The following is a 19253-nucleotide window of genomic DNA, read 5'->3' as shown; positions in this document are numbered from 1 at the left end:
CGCAATGCCCCGGGTGGATGCAGCGCTGAGGTTTCGGCAAGTGTCCAGGGTGCGGTCATCTGGATTCTCCCTTCAGCGCCATGTCAGTGCCTGGCACGCCCGCCGCTGCGGGCCGCCGTGCCAGACGGCGGTACAGCTGCAGATAGCGTTCGCCCATCGCGCCCCAGCCCTGGCTCAGCATGGCGGCGCGGCCGGCCTGGCCCATGCGCCGCAGCGCATCGGGGTCCGCCGTGAGCTGGCGGATCGCGGCGGCCAGCGCGGGCGCGTCGTTCGGGTCGTCCAGCACCACGCCTGCATCGGGCGGCACGAATCCCGCCGCGCCCGTCGAGCGCGCCGCCAGCACCGCCATGCCGCTGGCCATCGCCTCCAGCACCACGAGCGACATCGCCTCGTAGCGCGAGGGGAACACCAGCGCGTCGCAACTGCGCATCAGCGCGGGCATGTCGGCCACGTGACCGAGAAAGTGCACCCGCTCGGCCACGCCGAGGTCGCGCGCGAGCTGCGGGTAGGGGCTGCGCTCGGTGGTGCCGGCCACGGCCAGCGCCACCGGTTCCGGCACATCGGCCAGCGCGGTCAGCACCGTGCCCAGGTTCTTGCGCGACGTGCGCAGGTCGCCGGCAAACAGCAGCAGCGGCACGCCGGCGGGCAGCCTGAAGCGCGCACGGCAGACCTTGCCCGGCGTGAACTCGCTGGTGTCCACGCCGTTCGGAATCACCTCGATGCCAGCGGCAGGCACGCCCGTGGCGCGCAGCTCGGCGGCGATGCGCGGCGTCAGCGCGACCACGGCCCGCGCCTGCCGGAACGCGCGGCGCTCCAGCGGCACGTTGACGTGCGTGTACAGCCATTGGTACGCGGCGCGCCAGCCATCGCGCAGCCGGTAGGGGTAGTACCCCGAATGCAGCCAGCCATGGTGGACGAAGTGCGCGGTGTTGACGTCGGCGCGCGCCCACGTGATGAATCCGTTCACATGGACGATGTCGAACCGGTGCCGGTTGCGCGCGAGCCACCAGCCACTGGCGATGGCAAATACCTGGTCGCGCAGCAGCGCGGCTGGCAGGCGCCCCTCGGGCACGCGCTGCCAGTGCACGCGCGGGTGATTGCGCCAGACCTCGGCCACGCGGTTGGCCACGAGCGTGACCTCGCAGCCAGCGGCCAGCGCGGCGGCGACGATCTCGTGGTTGACACGCCCCTGGCCGTCGTTGTGATCGATCACATACGTGACGATGGCCACACGCAACGGCGCCGGCATGGTCGATTGCGGACTCATGCGCTGGGTCCTCCCTGCGGCCAGCATGCGGGCATAGCGATGGCCGATAACGGGCAGCGTCACGCCGATCTGGAACAGAGGTGCGGTCATCTGGATTCTCCCTTCAGCGTCATGTCAGTGTCTGGCGCGCCCGCCGCTGCGGGCCGCCGTGCCAGACGGTGGTACAACTGCAGATAGCGTTCCCCCATCGCGTCCCAGCCCTGGCCCAGGTGACCTCGCAGCCAGCGGCCAGCGCGGCGGCGATCTCGTGGTTGCCACGCCCCCGGGCCGTCGTTGCGATCGACCCCATGCGTGACGATGGCCACATGCAACGGCGCCGGCATGGTCGATTGCGGACTCATGCGCTGGGTCCTCCGTGCGCGGCCAGCATGCGGGCATAGCGATGGCCGATCACGGGCAGCGTCACGCCGATCTGGAACAGGATGCCGTCGAACCCGTTCAGCGTATTGCAGAACACGAGCATCGACACCAGCGCAATCGACGTGCCCACGGCCGCGGCCAGCAGGCGATTCGACTTCATCGCCAGCCCGCGCTTCATCGCCCGGCCCATCATCCACAGCAGCCCGGTGATGTACAGCAACGTGCCGGGCCAGCCCATCACATACGGAATCTCCATCAGGCCGCTGTCGAACACGCCGAACTTGCCGAGCTGGCTCGTGGCGGAGTCGAGCTTGGTGCCGATGCCGACCGACCCCATGCCCTGCCCCGCGATGTCGCTGGCGGCCACCGACAGGAACGATTCATAGAACTGCAGCCGCTCCTGGAAGCTGTGGTCGTCCTGGATCGACGAGAAGGTCTCCATGCGGTCCAGCAACCGCTCGGCGAATTCATCGATCGTGAACATCGGCACCGACAGCGCGGCCACGATCAGGATGGCCAGGATCACGCGCGAGCGCGTGCGGCCGTCGATGCAGGCCAGCGCATAGAGTCCGCCGATGATCAGCCCGCCCCATGCGGAGCGCACCGCCGTCAGCAGCAGCACCGCCAGCCCCGACAACGCGCCCACCCAGACCACCTTGCCGCGCCCGGCCACCATGAACAGCAGCCCGCTCATCAGCACCGTGGCGAGCGGCCCCGGCGAATTGAACGTGCTGAACACGCGGAAGCTGAACGGTAACGGCTCGCCCACCGAGTTCATGCCCGAGCGCAACAGCCACATGGCATCCCACGGCGGCATCAGCACGTACTGAATCACGCCGTAGACGCCCATCACGAACATGCCCCAGCTGAACGTGGTGACCAGCACACGCGCATAGATCGGGTAGTGCTTCCACGTGGAGAGGATATGGAAGCCCACGAAAACCGGGATGATGTTGTAGCCGAACGAGTACACCGCCGACGGTATACTGTTGCGGATGCAGCCCACCACCAGCGCATAGGTCAGCGTCAGCACCAGCAGCAGCGACGGGAACGCGCGCTTGGTGGCCACGACGCGGTAGTGCGTGAGCACGGTCAGCCCGCTCATCACGGCCACCAGGATCGGGGCCATCTGGATCGGGCTGATCGGGTTGAAGGCGCCGTTGGAGAAATCCGCGAGGCGGCGCACCTCGGGCGAGAGGAAGTACAGCCAGCACATGAACGACACGTACTGGGTCGGGCTGCGCCAATAGCACAGCAGCCCCACGAGCACCGCGCCCGCCGGATAGAACAGCTCCACCACGCGCCCCAGGCGCAGCAGGATCAGCAACAGCACGAACGCGAAGAACAGCCCCGGCACCAGCGCGGGATGCAGCTGCCGCTGTTCGCGTCGCGCGGGGGCGTCGAGGGCGAGGTCCATTACCGGCGTGCTCCGTCGGGCGTCATGCTGCCTGGCCCGTGGCGCGGGCCACCACGTCGTCCATGCTGTCGGCCGGCCGGTGGCCGCCGTTGCGGCTCACGGTGTTGAGGATGCCGCCCACCACGTTGCCGCCGGCACGCTTGAGCCGCTTCACCGCCTCCACGATCTGCTGCTCGGTATGCACGCCCGCGCGCAGCACCAGGACCGTGGCGCCGGCCAGCGCGGCCACCAGCATGGCGTCGTTGTGGTCGAGCACCGGCGGCGTGTCGATGATGACGAGGTCGTAGGTGCGCGCATAGCTCTCCAGCGCCTGGCGCAAGCGCGTGTTCATCAGCAACTCGGCCGGCGTGGCGCCGAAGTTGCCGGCCGGCACAAGCCAGAGGTTGGGCACGCCGGTGGGCACCGCGGCCTGGTCGGCATCGAGCCGGCCGCCAAGCAGCTCGGACAGGCCCATGCCCGCGGCACGGTTGAAGTAGCCGGGCAGGCGGTGGCGGCGCAGGTCGGCATCGATCAGCAGCACGCGCCGGTTCGACCTGGCCAGCAGCGTGGCGAGGTTTACCGCCACGAAGCTCTTGCCCACGCCCGACGTGGCGCCCACGATCGCCACCACGCGATGGCCCATCTGCTTCAGCGTGAACTGGAACTGCGTGCAGATGCCGCACAGCGCCTCGATAGCCTCGTCATGCGGGCGGCTCTCCGCCAGCACCGGCCGCGTGGCGGCGGGCAGCCATTCCTCGGCGCGTTCGGGCGCCACCGGCGCGTGCTCCGCGCCGGCCAGCTCCACCGGCATTGGCAGCTCGGGCGGCTCGCTGGCCTTGAGCCAGCTCTGCGCGGGGCTGAACGGAATCTCGCCGAACATCGGCAGCGCCAGGCGGCGTTCGATCTCCTCGATCTCGCGCATGCGGCCGAACACCGCGCGGCGCATGAACACCGTGAGTACCGCCAGCACAAAGCCCAGGATCAGGCCGGCCGCGATGATCAGCGCGCGCTTGGGCTTGACCGGCAACGACGGGATCAGCGCCTCATCGAGGATATGCACGTTGCCCACCATGCCGGCGCGATTGATCATCAGCTCCTGCGCCTTGTTCTGCAGCGAGATGTAGATCTCCTGCGCGATCTTGACGTCGCGCTCCATGCGCACGCCCGACTTCTCGGACGCGGGCATGTCGCGGAAGCGCGCTTCCAGCTTCTGCTGCATGGCGCGCAGCTGGCTCAGTTGCGCGTCGATGGTCTGTACGTCCGGGTGCGCCGGCATGAAGCGCTGCAGCAGCTGCGTGCGCTGCAGGGTCAGCATCGCGATCTGGCGGTCGATCTCGAGCCCGCCCTGCAGGTACGACTGCGCCTCGGACGTGGGCCGCACCGCGCCCTGCCGCTGTTGCAGCGCGGCCAGCGCGTCCTCGGCCTTCTCCAGGTCGGCGCGTACGCGCGGCACCTCGGCGTTCACGAACTCCAGCGTGCGCGCGGTTTCCTCCTGGTGGCGCTCGAGGTTCTGCCGCACATACGACTGCGCCACCGCGTTGGCGATCTGCATGGCCGCCACGCGGTCACTGCTCTCCATCGATATCTGCACGATGCCGGTCTGCTTGCCCTGCTCGACCACCAGCAGCGACTTGCCCAGCTCCTCGATGGCCGCGAGCTGGTTGGCGCGCGTCACGGTGAACTCGGTGCCCGGCCGCGCCACGAGCTTGCCGACGCGGATCTGCAGCGGACCGTCGTCGACGATGGCTCCGGCCCGTCCGGTCAGCAGCTGCACGCCATTGGGATCGAACAGCGCAAACGCGCCGTCCTCGAGCAGGCGCAGCGTCAGCGGCACGTCTTCCAGCGCCGGCGGCACGCCGAGCAGCTCCACGTCGATCTGCTCGCCGCCCCACGCATAGCTCTTCAGACCGAACCACGCCGGCGCCGGCTCACCCGTCGTGGCGAAGCGACGCACGACGTTGCCGATGAACGGTATGGTCACGGGCGCCACCGACACATTGAGTCGGAACGCGTTGACCACCGGCTCCAGCACCGAGCGGCTGCGGATGATCTCGATCTCGGTCTCGGTGGGCAGCGGCTTGTCGCCGCCCATCATCTGCGAGGCGCGCGCCAGCGGTGCGCTGTCCGGGTTGCTCGCCTGCACCTGCAGCAGCGCGTCGGCCGAATAGATCGCCGGCATCGAGTAGGCGTACAGCGTGGCGGCGGCGGCCACGACGGCCGTGATGCCGATCGCCCAGCCAGGCTGCTGGCGCACCATCCGCACCAGATCGCGCAGGATGAACTCGTCGTCCTCCAGGGGTAGCGGCGTACCGTAGGGGCGCTGGACAGGGGGGCTCATGTCGGCTCCGTACTGACTAGGCTAGCGAGCCAGTTCTTTGCTGAAGAACAGGGTCTGGATGGCGGGGGTGATCTGGTCCAGCACGCGGTTGAAGCGCACGGCGTCGGACGTGCCCACGTAGACCACATCGAGCGGCTCCAGCCGGAACTGCGTGGAGAGCAGCATGGCGTCCACCTGCGTCATGTCGAGCCGGTACACGTCGGGCGTCTGCGGCTTGTCGCGCATGCCGCGCACCACGAAGATCTGGCGCGGATCGGCGGCGCGGATGTCGATGCTGTTGACGCCGGCCAGCGCGTCGGCCAGCGACAGCCGCCCCTTGTTCATCAGCAGCGACTGCGGCCGCACCACCTCGCCGAGCACGAACACGCGGCTCGACAGGTGGTCTGGCACGTAGACGACGTCGCCGCCCTTGAGCAGGAAGTCGTGCGCGCCGTTGCGGCGCTCGATCAGCGCCTCGAGGTCGAACTCATAGAGCCGGCTGTCGCGGATCAAGCGCACCTTCTGCACATCGGCTTCCGGCGCAAACCCGCCGGCCCGCGTGATGGCGTTGACCAGCGTCATCGGCACGTCGGTCACCGGCAGCATGCCTGGCGCGCGCACCTGGCCGGTCACGTCCACGTGCTTGCTGCGGTAGGCAATCACGCGCACGTCCACGCGCGGGTCGCGCACGGTGTTGCGGAGAGCCCGGATGATCATCCCGCGCACGTCGTCGACGGTCTTGCCGCGCACCTGCAGCTTGCCCACGGGCGGGTAGTACAGCTCGCCATTGCGGTTCACGCGATAGCCGCTCTGGTCGGCCTGCGGGTTGGTTGGCGTGATCTGCGGCACGCCCGGCACCGGCACGGTGGGGCCGGCCACCGGGGCGGTGATCAGGCTCGAGCTCAGCTCCGGGTGATCGAGCACGGTCACGCCGACGAGGTCCTGCGGGCCGAGTTCGTATTCGTATTCGCTCAGCAACTGGGCCAGGTTGCCCGCGCTCGCCGGCGAATCGGGCACAGCGGCGGCAAGCGCGATGGAGTCAGTCTGTGCGCGCACGAGGTCGGCGGTGATCAGCTTGACCGGATAGACGTCGGTGCCGGTCTTGGTGGACAGATCGTCCTGCAGGCGGCTGGCATCGAGTGCGGGCCCCGGTGCCCAGGTGCAACCACCCAGCGCGGACAAGGCGGCTGCGACGGCCAGTGTGGGGAGGATCTTGTCTACCATGGCAGCCTGATCGAAGCTGGTGTGTCCTTGTTGCTGTGTACCGATGGGAGCTATGGAAGCGCTCACGGCACCCCGACGCACGTCTGTTTCCGTACGTTCAGATTCTGCACGTTCAGATTCTGCACGTTCAGACACTCGAGCGTGGTCGGGCACCGCGTGAGGCGCCTATCCGAGGGCGTGGAGCGCATCGGCCCGCGCGCGTTGCGTCAGCGACATTCGCCGCCGGGCCCACCTGCCCTCGCCGCCCATGCACCGCGCGAATGCGCGCAGCCAGCCCGGATAGTCGCGCGAGCCCGCCAGCACCTGGTACGCCTGGACCAGCGCGCGGCAGCCCCAGGATCATGGCGCGAGGTGCTCCGGATCGACGCCGCTCACCCCAACGCGAAGGCCGTGCCCGGGATGTGCTGAGACGCCTCGACCTGCGGCGCCCGAGGCTCCTCGAGCACACTGACCATGCACTCCGCGAGCAGCTCGTGCTTGAATGGCCGCTTGAGGAATGCGTTCGCCCCCGCCTCCTCGGCGTAGGCAATGACCTCAGGAGAGTGCCTGTCACTGATCACGATGATCTTCAAGCGATGCAGCGTTGGGCTCTTGCGGATCAGTTCGCAGAGGTGGTACCCCGAATCGCGAGGAAGGTTCAGGCTGACGCAGACAACGTCGGGCGGGTCCTGCTGGATGCGTCGGATCGCCGCCTGGCAGTCGATCGCCGCATCGGCGAGGAACCCAAGTCTCCTCAAAGCGATTGTCACCCTGGCGGTAAATACTGGCTCATCATCGACAACGAGGACCCGCCATTGCTTTTTGTCAGTCATCGCTTCCCCCCTACCAGGAATCAACAATGCGTATATAGCGACAAACGAGGCCATCGCAAGAAAAAAGGCTGCGAATTGGAATAGCAGCAAGTCACCGAACGAGCCGTTCAGAGCAGAATCTGCAGCGCCGTGGGCGCCGCTCCCAGAGTACGCATCTCACGGGACGACGAGCCGGCCTCGCACGCGCTCACCCGCGTGCGGTGCGCCCCGCCGTCAGCCCGGATTCGTCGGCTCAATGAGCGCGGAGAAAGCGGTTTCATCGACGAACACCGTGTCCCCGGCTGAAGCCCGAACGAACTGCCAGAGGACCCTCGGCGCGACGTTGGTCGCGGCGAGCTCGCGCGCCGCGCGGGGCGGGGCGGCCAGGGTTCAGCTGGCGCCGCGGCCGGCAATCACGACCGGGACGGTCTTCAGGAGCAGTTTGATGTCTTCCGCTATGCTCCAGTGATCGATGTACCGCATATCAAGGTACATCCACTCTTCGAACGAGATATTGTTGCGACCGCTCACCTGCCACACGCACGTCAGGCCGGGACGCACCGAGAGGCGCCGGAGCTGCCAGGCCTCGTATTTCTCAACCTCGCTGGGAAGCGGCGGGCGCGGCCCGACAAGGGCCATATCGCCGCGCAGCACGTTGACGAGCTGCGGAAGCTCGTCGATGCTGTACTTGCGAAGGATGCTGCCGACGCGAGTCACCCGCGGGTCCTTCTTGATCTTGAACACAGGCCCGGCTTGCTCGTTCCTCGTCATCAAGCTCGACCTCAGCGCCTCTGCATTGACCACCATCGAGCGAAACTTGAGTATCTCGAATGTGCGCCCATAGCGCCCTACCCGTTTTTGCCGGAATAGGATCGGACCTGGAGACGTCAGCGCGATGAGCGCCGCAGCGACGAGGAGCAACGGCGAGAGAAGGGCGAGCAAGCAGCTCGATACGAGGATGTCGAGGACGCGCTTGGCGGCCATCTGGTAGGGCTTGTGTTCCACGCTGAGGTAATGCACGTAGCCATCGGAGATTGCGCGGGCGTCCGCCGGGCGCGCCCGATCGAACCGGAAATGACTGGCCGGAAGCGCGAAGGGTATCCCGAGCCGTTCGCACACCCGGATGCTGGCCTGCATCGCCCCGCCGTGCCGGAGCGAGTTGCCCGCGATGTACACCTCGCCGAACACGCGCTCCCGCAGGACGCGCTCGAGGTCGTCGCTCGTCCCGAGGATTCGACCATCGACTCGACCGCTATTCACCTCGTCGACGAAGGAGAGGTGACAGATCGCCCCGCGTGACGATTTCTTGGCGCGGATCTGACGGGCGGTGTGGTGGCCGAGCGGGCCGACGCCAATGACGAGGGTATCGTCGGGCTCGTGGCTGGCTAGCCCCCGCCCCCGGGGGAGCGTGATGCGGAGCAGGAGCGTGCCGGACCAGAGCACGGCGAGGAAGTGCTTCAGCGTCGCATCCGCAGCGTACCCATCTACTGTCGCCCTGAAGAGCGCGAGCGTGGACGCGACGGCGAGCACCAAGACGGACGTGAGTACCAAATCGCCCGCAAGGCCCTGCGCCTTGAAGACGTCGTACTGGTGCAAGATGCGGCTGCCGAGCAGCCATCCCGCCAGCGCTATCGGTGCCATCGTGACGACAGAGCCCCAGTGGACGACACCTCCGGCCGTCGCCGACGAAGCGATCGATGCAAGGACCAGGACTGCGCAGTCTGCTGCGAGACTGAACCTCGGCGCCATCCCCGGAGCCGCTGTTTGCTTGCGAAAAGCCATCGAATACCTCAGACCAGAGTCATGTTGGGTCTTTGGATAATCGGGCAAATGACCCGACGTGTATTGCCAGGTATAGCAGGAAAGTCGATCCGCACTCTTGGATGAAGCATGATTGCGAGGTCAGGCCTCGCCGGATGCGCTGCAGAGCTCTTGCGCTTGCAGCCGTGATCGACAAGCGTCGAGGTCGAAAAGGGAGCGAAGGCGTGAATCGCGGCTCGCCCGCGCCGGATCGATTGACGCTCGTGACGTCTCGAGCCGGAGGGCCTGCGGTTCGTCGAGGCCGGACTGTCTCTCAGCAGGCTGCGTCTCGTCGCGACGGGGCGACCACGCCCGTTCGCGCCCGCGCGCCTCATGGCCGAACGGCCTGCGTGGATCAGCCGGCGCCGAGCGCTATCAGCGCGATTGCGTGCCTGGGCCGGCGCATGTGTGCCACGGCGGCGAACCTGATCGAGGACGTGCTGCCCGGGGTCGCGCTTAGGCAATGGGTGCTGACGTTTCCGTTCCCGTGGCGGCGCAGGCTAGCCCAGGATGGCGCGCTCTTCGGCGCGCTGACGCGCCTCTTCGTCGAGGGGGTGGAGCGGTTCTACCAAGAGCGCGCCGCGCGCCGCGGCGCGCTCAGCGCGGTTAAGAGCGGCGCGGTGACCGTCGTGCGACGCACGTCCGGCGACCTGCGGCTCAATCCACACCTGCACATTGTCTTTCTCGACGGGGCTTACCACGAAGACGGCGCAGAGCTCGTGTGGAACGAGCTCGGTCACCTGAAGACGTTCCAGGTCGGTCAGGTGCTCGAGGACGCCGTCCGGCGCATGATGCGCTACCTGCGACGGCGCGTGCTCTTCCCGGAGGGCGACGTGTGCGGCGCGTCAGATCACGCCGAGGTCTCGCGGCGCGTCTTCGGTCTCTTCGCCGCAAGTCTCCACTCGCCGGGCGACTGTCCGGTCTTCTGCCGGAAGAGCTTCGAGAAGTGCTGCGGGTGCTCGAATCCGAGCGCGTAGGCCACCGCGCTCGCGCTCGCGTCCGATGCGAGGAGCCGTGCCTTGGCGGCCTCGATGAGGGCTCGGTGGATGTGGTCGCGCGCGCTCGTTCCCGTCTCCGCGCGGAGGAGATCGCTCAGGTAGTCGGGCGAGTACCCGAGCGCGCGCGCGCAGGATCGAACCGTGGGGAGCCCGCCTTCGACCTGCGCGGCCGACGCGAAGCACGCGTCGAGGTGGCGGTCGAGTCGCTCCGCCACGCCGCCCGCCCGCGCTCGGACCTCGAGCTGGCGCGCGTACGCGCGCTGGCAGTACGTGAAGAGGAGCTGGAGCTGCGCCGAGAGCACGTCCGGCGCGAACGAGTCGGGAGGGACCGAGGACTCGCGCTCGATCTGCCGGACGAGGCCCGTGAACGTCTCTCGCTCCGGTCGTGTGAGGTGGAGCGCCTCGTGCGTCGCGTAGCCGAAGAACCGGTACTGGTGCATCGCGTCCGAGAGCGGCGTGTCGCGTAGCACGTCGGGGTGGAAGACGACGGTCCAGCCCTCACCCTCGTGGGCGAGCTCGCTCTCGCCGCCGATCGGCGTGATCACTTGGCCCGGTGACGCGAAGACGATGATGCCCTCCTGCCCGTCGTGCACCTGTCGCCCGAACTCGGCGTGGCATTCGTCCCCGCGCTTCAGGCTGATCACGTAGAGACCGGACTCGATGGGGCGCCCGAGGATCGGGATCTCGATGCGCAGCGGCTCCTGCCACGACGCGGCGATCACGGAGACCAGCGGATGCGCGGGCGGCGGGCGCCCGATGAGACCGTGGATCTGCTCGATCGACTCGAGCCTCAATGCGTCGAGTGTGCCCACGCGATCCGGGGTATCACGCGCCTACCTCGATCACAACGTTGCCCCGCTTGCGTCGTGTCTCGACGTACCTGTGCGCATCCGCGATGGCCTCGAGCGCGTAGCGCCGGTCGATGACCGGCCGGAGCGCTCCGCGCGCGACGAGCTCCGAGACCTCGGGGAGCGCGGTCTTCTTGTCGACGGACATTCCGAAGACGAGCTTCCTGCTCCCGAAGATCCGGCTCCACGCATCGAGCAGGTAGAGCCCGAGGCCCCCGACCGTGATCAGGTATCGGCCTCCGCGCGAGAGGCAGCGCCGCGCGTGCGCGAACGAGCTTGCGCCGACCGTGTCGAACACGACGTCGAACGCGTCGGCGCGCGCCGCGTAGTCGTCTCGCGTGTAGTCGACGACGTGGTGCGCGCCGAGCGAGCGCACGAGCTCTGCGTTCGGCCCGCTGCAGACCGCCGTCACCTCCGCGCCGAGGTGCCGCGCGACCTGGACGGCCGCCGTGCCGATGCTCCCGGACGCGCCGACGATCGCGATCCGCTCGGCGGTCCGGAGCCGCGCCCGGTCGCGGAGGAAGTAGAGCGCGGTGGTCGGTCCGTCGACCAGCGAGCACGCTTCTTCGTGGCTCAGGCCGGCGGGGGCGTGCGCGATCGACGCGTCCTCGGACAGGCACACGTACTGCGCGTACCCGCCGGACCCGAACCCGGTGAAGCCGAACACGCGATCGCCGGGGCGGAACCGCGTGACGCGCCGGCCGACGCGCTCCACGGTGCCGGCGACCTCGATCCCGAGCACCCGGAAGCGCCGCCGCGGCCGGAAGAGGCCGAGCACGACCCGCGCCATGAGCGTGTCGCCTCGCCGCATCATCTGGCACGCCGCCGTCGCCGTTGTCGCATGCACCCGGATGCGCACCTGATCGTCCCGCGGCTCCGGCGCGGGCATCTCGCGCAGCTCGAGGACCGATGGAGAACCGTATCGCTCGTAGACGGCTGCCTTCATCTGCATACGGAGCAGACTAAGGACGCGTCGGGGGTGCCCGAAAGCATCGGATCCGGGAAAGATGGATCTCTTTCCGGGATGTGCTCAGCGCGGGCGCGCAGGCGGCGATGGATGTCCGTTTGGCCTCGCTGGGGAGGTCTGTGCGCCGCAGGCGGCGATTCGGAGGCGGCGGGCTCGACACCCGGCCGTGCTCCTCCCACCCGTGCCGCAGGGCGCGCAGCGGTGGACGGCGTGACCGGTGCTGTCGCCTTGGAGACCTCGGGTGGGGCGGCGCGGTGTGACGGGCGCGCGACAGGCGCACAGGGCGCCGCTCGACGGGCCTTGTGAATCTGGCCGTGACGAGCGACCTGGCGTCCGCTGTCCTCGGCGTGTCGCGCTCGATCCGGCGCGCCGCACGTGCCATCGCAGGGCCCCTGAACAGGCGGATCTCGGCGCTGGCACGGCGATTGCGGACTCCCTCGCGGAACACGTGAGGAGAGAACCCATGTCGATTCAACGGAACATGACGGTAGCGCTCAGCATCTGGACCATCGCTTTCATCGGCTGCGGCAGCGATCAGGCGGAGACCATCGAGGGCGTCGACGACGCGACGGTGGGCGAGGAGGTCGCCGAGACCGAGCAGGCGCTCTGCGCCCACTCTCAGTGTGACGCCGGCGGCGCGCTCGCGCCGTCCTGCGACCCGTGCGCGGCGAGCGTCTGCGCCGTGGACTCGTTCTGTTGCACCGTCGCCTGGGATTCGACCTGTGTCCAGGAGGTCGGCAGCATCTGCGGCCAGTCCTGCGCCAACGTGGGGGATCTGGCGTTCAACGGCTGCTACGGTCAGGGCAGCGGCTGCACCTCGGTCGGCACGCCGAACCCCATCAAGTCGGCGTCCGCCGTCGCTGTCAGCCCCGACGGCTCCAGCGTCTACGTGACCTCGGGCGGGAGCTCGGCCGGCGCTGTCGCCCATTTCCGGCGGCAGGCGTCCGGCGAGCTGGTGTACGGAGGGTGCATCGGCCAGGGCGTCAGCGGGTGCGCCAGCATCCTACCGGCCCAGCCGCTCTCTGCGCCTCGATCCGTGGTGAGCTTGCAGGGCAGCGTGTACACGCTCTCCGCGTATGGCTCGGTCGCCCACTTCCGGAGGAGCGCGAACGGGGACCTCGCCTATGCGGGCTGCATCGGCGGGCTGAGCGGCAGCCAGTGCGCTGTGGTGCTCGGCGCGTCCATCCTGGATACGACGAGCCTCGCCGCGAGCGCCGATGGCAAGAGCGTCTATGCCATCGCGACGACCGGGCGAGGCGTGGTCTACCGCTTCGACCGGGCCACGAACGGAGACCTTGCCTATGCCGGCTGCATCGGTGACGGCGTGTCCGGCTGCGCCTCGACCCCCGGGGCCGCCAACGAGCTCCGCAACCCGCGCGGCATCACCGTCACGGCGAACGGCGGCAGCCTCTATGCGATATCCATGGATCCAGGGGCCATCACGCACTTCCGCCGGGACGCGAGCGGCGCCCTGTCGTACGCGGGCTGCGTCGGCCGCTCGAGCACCTGGCAGACGCTGACGGGCTGCGCGACGCTCGCGGCGCCGAACCCTATTTACGAGGCCACCGCCATCGGCGCGAGCCCGGACTCCACCAGCGTTTACGTCGGCGCCACCAACACGGTGGCGCACTTCCGGCGGGCCGCGAACGGCGATATCGCGTATGCCGGCTGCATCAGCAGCAGCAACAGCCAGTGCACGAGCATCGCGCCGAGCTCCGCGCTGTCGGGCCCGAGCGGGGTCGCGGTCACGGCAGACGGCAAGAGCGTCTATCTCTCCTCGCGCGGCGGCACGATCGCGCACTTCAAGAGGGCGACGAACGGCGACCTCTTCTTCGCCGGCTGCATCGGCCAGGGCGTCGCCGGCTGCACCGACATCGCCCCGACCCAGGGGCTCGGCTTCGCGACGGGCGTCGCGGCGAGCAGCGACGCCAAGAGCGTCTACGTTTCCGCGGGCGACAGCGGCGGCAGCGCGGGCGGCTGGACGAACGGCGCGGTGTCGCGCTTCGGTCGGCTGAGCCTCTGAGCATCGTCGCGCCGGGGCGCTGTGCCCCGGCAATGCGGCTCTCGCGGTAACTGCCCGACCAACGCCATCGCCTCCTCCTTCGTCGCGATGGGGACTGGTAACCGGCCCCGACGGGGTGGTCACGAGGGCGTTGGTCGGGCGGTTACGGCGGCACGGCGCTTCAGCTCAGGGGGCCGTCGCTCCCTGCTCGGCCGGCGCAGCCTGCGGCGCGGGGGCGGGCGGCTGCTCGGCGGCGCCCTCCTGCGCCGGCGCATCCATGGCGCAGCGGAAGCCGATCCACGCGTGTGCGGTGACCGGCGCCGCGGCGGTGCGGTACGTGGCGGAGAGCTTCTCGGGGCCGTCCAGGAAGCTCCCGCCGCGCACCACCTTGAGCGGGAAGGACGGGTCGCCCTGCGGGTTCTCGCCGCCGGGCGGCGGGAAGACGAGGCCGTCCGAGACCCACTCGGACACGTTGCCGGCGAGATCGTAGATGCCCTCCGGGGTGCGATCGCTCGGGTGGGCGCCGGACGCGCAGGTCGAGACGTCGGCGCCGCGCGCGAGGCAGCTCTCGTTGCGATCGTAGCAGGCGCGCTCGCAGGTCGGCGTCTCGTCGCCCCAGACGAAGGCCCGGCCGGCCGCGCCGCGCGCGGCGACCTCCCACTCCGCCTCGGTGGGCAGCCGCCGGCCCCGGAAGCGGCAGTAGCTCTCGGCCTGGGAGTAGTCGACGCAGTTGATCGGGTGCCCGGTCGCGTTGCGGGGCTCGTTGCAGCGCCGCGTCCAGAGCTCGACCTCTCGCTGCTCCTCGGGCGTCGCCGGCGCCTGCGCGCCGGGCAGGAGCTCGGGCGTCAGCGAGACGTGATCCGCCGTGGAGCACATGCGCTGCTGCATGCAGGCCCGGTAGGCGCGGACGGTCACCTCGTTGCGATCGATGTAGAACCCGCGGGTGAGCGTCACCTGGCGCGCCTCGCCCGCGGCGCCGATCGTGGTCGAGATGGGCCCGATGAAGACCATGTCCGCCGGCGGCGCCGCGGGTGCAGCGGGCGCGGCGGAAGGCGCCGCGGCCGAGGCGCTCGCGGTCGGCGCGGCGGTGGCGGGCGCCGGCACGCCCGCCGCGGCCGTCGCGGCGCGCCCGGCGGACGACGTCGCGGTGGCGCGCGCAGCCGGCGCCTTCGCCGGCTTCTTGTCGGGCGCTCGCGTCAGGACGTACGCCGTTGCGCCGGCGCCGCCGAGCACGAGCGCCGCCACGAACCACGGAAGCGCCGCGCGCGCGGTGCTGCGGCGGCGCGGCGGCGCGGCGTGCGGCGGCGCGGCGTGCGGTGGCCCGCCCGCCGCGGCCTGGGCATGCGGGGCCGCGCCGGGGTGCGGGGCCGCGCCAGGCTGCGGGATCGCGCCGGCCGCAGGGGGTCTGGCGGGCGCGACCGTCTCGATCATGGAGTCCTCGACCTGCGCGGTCCTGGAGCCCCCCGTCGCCAGCGCGCCGGCCCCGTCTCTCGCCCGAGGCGCTGCGCCGCCCGTCGCGCCGGCGGCCTGCGGCTCCTTCGCGCCCTGGCTCACCTTGACGACGGCAGGCCGCGCCGGGGCAGGCGCGTGCGCGTCGGCGAGCATCGTCGGCTCGCTCGGCCCGACGGCCACGCCGAGCCCCTGCGCGGCCGCGTACTCCGCGGTCGACAGCCCCGCCGCCTGCTCCGCGGAGGGACCTCCACGACCCGCGAAAGCCCCCGCGCGCTCACCGTGCGCCGCGGCCACGAGCGCGTCCCAGAACTCGCCAGCGCTCGTGAAGCGGTGCTTGGGCTCGATCGCGAGCGCCTTGTCGAGCACGCGCTCGATCGCCTCGGGCGCGTCCGGGAGCCCGCGCGCGCGCAGCGTCGGCCGCACCGCCGGGTCGGCCGAGGCGACGTAGAGCTGCGTGGGGTCGTCCCCCTCGAGGGCGCGCCTGCCGCTCACGAGCTCGACGAAGATGAGCCCGAGCGCGAACACGTCGGTCCACGGGCCCGTCGCGCCGCGGGCCTTGTTGAACTGCTCGGGCGCGCCGTAGCGCGGCGTGAACGCGCTCGGCCCCTGCCGGGTCGCGGCGAGCGCCTCGGTGAACGTCGGGTGGTCGGACAGCACCTTGGCGATGCCGAAATCGAGCACCTTCAGCGTCCGCGTCCCGCCGACGTGGGTGAGGAACAGGTTCGCCGGCTTCACGTCCCGGTGCGCGACCTTGTGGGCGTGCGCGACGGCCAGCGCGCGCGCGGCCGGCGTGAGCAGCTGGATCGCCTCCGCGATCGACATGCCGGCCTCGCCCCGCTCCCGCCGCTCCCGGAGGTATTGACCGAGGGTCTGGCCCTCCAGCCACTCGAGCACCAGGTAGGGCACCCACACGCCGGCCTGGGTGGTGAACGCGCCGACGTCGAGCGCCTGCACGATGCCCGACGTGGCCCGCGACAGCCGGTGCAGGATCCGCCCCTCGCCCCGCAGCGTCTCGAGCAGCGCGTCGCGCTCCGTGGCGTCGAGCGAGGCCGGCAGCTTCAGGCACTTGATCGCGATGAGCTCGCCGAAGCCCTCGTGCATCCCGCGGTAGACGACGCCGAAGCCGCCGTCGCCGATGACGGCGGCGACGCGGTATTTCCCCTCGATGGTCTGCCCCGAGAGGCCAAACGGATCGTCGGACGGCTCCGCCATGCCCCGCTCCTAGCGCGTCGACGTGCCCAGGCAAAGGGGCTTCAGCGCCGCCCGCTTCCGTCAGCGCGCGCACGCGCTCGCGCGGCTTGCATCTGCTCGCTCAGCTTGCATCTGCTTGCATCTGCTTGCATCCGCTTGCATGCGCTCGCTCCGCCTGCGTCCGGCTTGCGTCCACCCAGCGTCCGGGGTGCATCCGGCTTGCACCCGGCAGCCCGCGGCCCCATGCCGGCGCTCATGAAGATGCCGCGAGCGCTCGTGATCCTGGCCGAGGGAGCCGAGGAGATGGAAACGACGATCATCGTCGATGTCCTGCGCCGCGCCGAGGTCGAGGTCGTCCTCGCCGGGCTCGATGGCCCGGGTCCGGTGCGCTGCAGCCGAGGCGTGCGCCTCGTGCCGGACACGGATCTCTCGGCGGTGACGGGCGACTTCGACGTGGTGGTCCTCCCGGGCGGCAAGGGCGGGGCCGATCGGCTGGCCGCCTCGCCGGCCGTCGGGGAGCGCCTTCACGCGCAAGCGCAGGCGGGCCGGGTCGTCGGGGCGATCTGCGCCGCGCCGCTCGCGCTGGCGGCGCACGGGCTCTTCCAGGGCCGGCGGATGGCGTGCCACCCGTCGGTGAACGGCGTGGTGTCGGCGCACGGCGCGCTCGTCGCGAGCCCGGTCGTCGAGGACGGGCAGCTCGTCACGAGCCAGGGGCCGGGCACCGCGATGGCGTTCGCGCTCGCGCTCGTCGCGCGGCTCCGTGGCGAGGAGATCGCCGCGAAGGTGCGGGCGCCGATGATGCTGCCGGCCTGAGCGAGATCGGCGGCCCTCTGCCGCCCCGCGTTTGCAGGCTCACCGTCGCCCGCGGAAGGCGCGTATACTCCGCCGCGTGCTGCCGCTGCTCGCTCTGACCGTCATCGTCGTGCTGTGCCTTGGCTACCGCTTCTACGGGAGGATCGTCGCGCGCAACTACGCGCTCGACGACGGCGTCGTGACGCCCGCGGTGAAGGTGAACGACGGCGAGGACTACGTCCCCACGAAGCCGTTCTACCTCTTCGGGCAGCACTTCAGCGCCATCGCCGCTGCCGGGCCGATCGCGGGCCCCATCCTCGCCGGTCAGGCGTTCGGGTGGCTCCCGTGCATCCTCTGGATCGCGCTCGGCGTCGTGTTCATCGGCGCGGTGCACGACTTCTCAGCGCTCATCGCGAGCGTCCGCCACGAGGCCGAGAGCGTCGCCGAGATCGCGAAGCGGCACATCGGCCGGCGCGCCTGGCTGTCGATGATGATCTTCATCTGGCTCGCGCTCGCCTACGTGATCGTCGCCTTCACGGACATCACGGCGAGCACCTTCGTCGGCAAGACCGAGGAGTTCGAGGGCGGTACGTTTCAGTTCAACCCCGGCGGCGCCGTCGCCGCGGCGAGCGCCGCCTACCTCGGCCTCTCCATCGTCATGGGCGTGGTCGAGAAGTACCTCAAGCCGCCGCTCTGGCTCACCACGCTCATCTTCGTGCCCGCGACGCTCGGCGTCGTCTGGCTCGGCACGAAGATCTCGACCGCGTTCGTCCTGCCGCTCGACAACCCGCAGCGCGCGTTCGGCCTCATCATCCTCGTCTACTGCCTCATCGCCTCGCTCCTGCCGGTCTGGCTGCTGCTCCAGCCGCGCGGCTACCTGGGCGGGTTCGTCCTCTACATCGCGCTCGCGGTGGGCGTGATCGGGATCTTCTTTGGAAACCTCCGTTACCCAGGGGAGTTCGAGCTGCGGCAGCCCGCGTTCACCACGTTCAACGCAGGCGGCGCGACCGGCATGCTCTTCCCGTTCCTGTTCGTCACCATCGCCTGCGGCGCCTGCTCCGGCTTCCACGGGCTCGTCTGCTCGGGGACGACGTCGAAGCAGATCTCGAAGGAGACGCACACCCACCCGGTGGGCTACGGCGCGATGCTGGCCGAGGCGTTCGTCGCGCTGATCGCGCTCGCGACGCTCGTCATCGTGGCGCAGGGGACGAAGCTGCCCGGGCCGGGCAAGATCTACGGCGACGGGATCGGCAAGTTCCTCACCGTCATCATCGGCAAGGAGCACTTCCTGTTCGCCGCGACGTTCGGCGCCATGGCGTTCTCCACCTTCGTGTTCGACACGCTCGACGTCTCGACGCGCCTCGCCCGCTACATCCTCCAGGAGCTGTTCAACTGGAAGGGGCGCGTGGCGTCCGCGGCCGCGACCGCGATCTCGCTGGCGCCGCCCACGCTGTTCATCATGACCGCGCGCCCGCCCGCGCCCGGCGTGCGGCCCGCGTACCTCGACTTCTGGACGCTGTTCGGCACGAGCAACCAGCTGCTCGCGGCGCTGACGCTCCTCGCGGTCACCGTCTGGCTGCACCGCGAGAAGCGGCGCATCTGGTACACGGCGGTCCCGATGGTGTTCGTCATGACGATCACCGTGTGGGCCCTCATCCTCCAGGTGCGGACCGCGTTCGCTGCCGTGGCAGCCGATGGGTTCGCGCTGAACGCGACGACGATGAACGGCGTCGTGGGGCTCGCGCTGATCGGCCTAGCGGTGTCGCTGATGGTCGAGTCGGTGAAGGCGCTGAAGAACGGCCCGGCGGCCGAGCCAGCGCCTGGCCCAGGCGCGTTGACGCGGTAGCG

The 19253-nt window shown here is 69.9% G+C and carries 12 protein-coding genes and 1 pseudogene; 4 read left to right on the top strand and 9 right to left on the bottom strand.

The window, feature by feature from the left end:
* Positions 1–55: 55 nt before the first annotated feature.
* The 6 genes from WME79_RS34565 to WME79_RS34540 all read right to left on the bottom strand — a co-directional run bounded on the left by WME79_RS34565 (position 56) and on the right by WME79_RS34540 (position 9104).
* Positions 56–1237 (bottom strand): glycosyltransferase family 4 protein, encoded by a 1182-nt coding sequence (locus WME79_RS34565; RefSeq protein WP_437540000.1) that lies wholly within the window; start codon positions 1235–1237, stop codon positions 56–58.
* Between the two features lie 367 nt (positions 1238–1604).
* Positions 1605–3044, bottom strand: a complete 1440-nt coding sequence (locus WME79_RS34560) for an O-antigen ligase family protein (RefSeq protein ID WP_437523597.1) — start codon at positions 3042–3044, stop codon at positions 1605–1607.
* Positions 3045–3066: 22 nt separating this feature from the next.
* Positions 3067–5361 (bottom strand): polysaccharide biosynthesis tyrosine autokinase, encoded by a 2295-nt coding sequence (locus WME79_RS34555; RefSeq protein WP_437523594.1) that lies wholly within the window; start codon positions 5359–5361, stop codon positions 3067–3069.
* A gap of 21 nt (positions 5362–5382) precedes the next feature.
* A complete protein-coding gene (locus WME79_RS34550) occupies positions 5383–6564 on the bottom strand; it encodes a polysaccharide biosynthesis/export family protein (protein ID WP_437523591.1) in 1182 nt (393 codons plus the stop codon).
* Positions 6565–6935: 371 nt separating this feature from the next.
* Entirely contained in the window at positions 6936–7376 is a 441-nt protein-coding gene (locus WME79_RS34545) for a response regulator (protein WP_437523588.1), read from the bottom strand.
* A 369-nt stretch (positions 7377–7745) separates the two neighbouring features.
* The gene (locus WME79_RS34540; RefSeq protein ID WP_437523586.1) at positions 7746–9104 is read right to left on the bottom strand and encodes an exopolysaccharide biosynthesis polyprenyl glycosylphosphotransferase; all 1359 of its coding nucleotides are present in this window, start codon (positions 9102–9104) and stop codon (positions 7746–7748) included.
* Positions 9105–9238: 134 nt separating this feature from the next.
* Here WME79_RS34540 and WME79_RS34535 point away from each other — a divergent pair.
* A pseudogene (locus WME79_RS34535) lies at positions 9239–9910 on the top strand (hypothetical protein); the annotation flags it as partial.
* Positions 9911–10005: 95 nt separating this feature from the next.
* Here WME79_RS34535 and WME79_RS34530 read toward each other — a convergent pair.
* The gene (locus WME79_RS34530; protein WP_437523583.1) at positions 10006–10965 is read right to left on the bottom strand and encodes a helix-turn-helix domain-containing protein; all 960 of its coding nucleotides are present in this window, start codon (positions 10963–10965) and stop codon (positions 10006–10008) included.
* Between the two features lie 13 nt (positions 10966–10978).
* Complete coding sequence (locus tag WME79_RS34525) at positions 10979–11953, bottom strand: NAD(P)-dependent alcohol dehydrogenase (RefSeq protein ID WP_437523580.1); 975 nt, start codon at positions 11951–11953, stop codon at positions 10979–10981.
* Between the two features lie 478 nt (positions 11954–12431).
* Between WME79_RS34525 and WME79_RS34520 the strand changes: the two genes are divergently transcribed.
* Positions 12432–13991: a hypothetical protein gene (locus WME79_RS34520; RefSeq protein ID WP_437523577.1), complete on the top strand. Its 1560-nt coding sequence runs from the start codon at positions 12432–12434 to the stop codon at positions 13989–13991.
* 165 nt (positions 13992–14156) lie between these two features.
* On the opposite strand, the gene WME79_RS34515 is transcribed toward WME79_RS34520, so the two are convergent.
* On the bottom strand, positions 14157–16634 hold the full coding sequence (locus WME79_RS34515; protein WP_437523574.1) for an SUMF1/EgtB/PvdO family nonheme iron enzyme: 2478 nt from the start codon (positions 16632–16634) through the stop codon (positions 14157–14159).
* 234 nt (positions 16635–16868) lie between these two features.
* Here WME79_RS34515 and WME79_RS34510 point away from each other — a divergent pair, with 234 nt between their 5' ends.
* Both WME79_RS34510 and WME79_RS34505 read left to right on the top strand, forming a co-directional pair.
* A complete protein-coding gene (locus tag WME79_RS34510; RefSeq protein WP_437523572.1) occupies positions 16869–17426 on the top strand; it encodes a DJ-1 family glyoxalase III in 558 nt (185 codons plus the stop codon).
* A 76-nt stretch (positions 17427–17502) separates the two neighbouring features.
* Complete coding sequence (locus tag WME79_RS34505) at positions 17503–19251, top strand: carbon starvation CstA family protein (protein ID WP_437523568.1); 1749 nt, start codon at positions 17503–17505, stop codon at positions 19249–19251.
* Positions 19252–19253 lie beyond the last annotated feature (2 nt).

The sequence above is a fragment of the Sorangium sp. So ce726 genome (assembly GCF_051521405.1).
GTDB lineage: Bacteria > Myxococcota_A > Polyangia > Polyangiales > Polyangiaceae > Sorangium.
Note: the sequence above shows the minus strand (reverse complement) of the source record. Positions and strands in the feature narration are given on the sequence as shown.

What these genes read in the sequence shown, in the direction of transcription:
- WME79_RS34560 (WP_437523597.1), bottom strand. Translation starts at nt 3,044, where the DNA reads ATGGACCTCGCCCTCGACGCCCCCGCGCGACGCGAACAGCGGCAGCTG.
- WME79_RS34555 (WP_437523594.1), bottom strand. Translation starts at nt 5,361, where the DNA reads ATGAGCCCCCCTGTCCAGCGCCCCTACGGTACGCCGCTACCCCTGGAG.
- WME79_RS34550 (WP_437523591.1), bottom strand. Translation starts at nt 6,564, where the DNA reads ATGGTAGACAAGATCCTCCCCACACTGGCCGTCGCAGCCGCCTTGTCC.
- WME79_RS34545 (WP_437523588.1), bottom strand. Translation starts at nt 7,376, where the DNA reads ATGACTGACAAAAAGCAATGGCGGGTCCTCGTTGTCGATGATGAGCCA.
- WME79_RS34540 (WP_437523586.1), bottom strand. Translation starts at nt 9,104, where the DNA reads ATGGCGCCGAGGTTCAGTCTCGCAGCAGACTGCGCAGTCCTGGTCCTT.
- WME79_RS34525 (WP_437523580.1), bottom strand. Translation starts at nt 11,953, where the DNA reads ATGCAGATGAAGGCAGCCGTCTACGAGCGATACGGTTCTCCATCGGTC.
- WME79_RS34520 (WP_437523577.1), top strand. Translation starts at nt 12,432, where the DNA reads ATGTCGATTCAACGGAACATGACGGTAGCGCTCAGCATCTGGACCATC.
- WME79_RS34515 (WP_437523574.1), bottom strand. Translation starts at nt 16,634, where the DNA reads ATGGCGGAGCCGTCCGACGATCCGTTTGGCCTCTCGGGGCAGACCATC.
- WME79_RS34510 (WP_437523572.1), top strand. Translation starts at nt 16,869, where the DNA reads ATGAAGATGCCGCGAGCGCTCGTGATCCTGGCCGAGGGAGCCGAGGAG.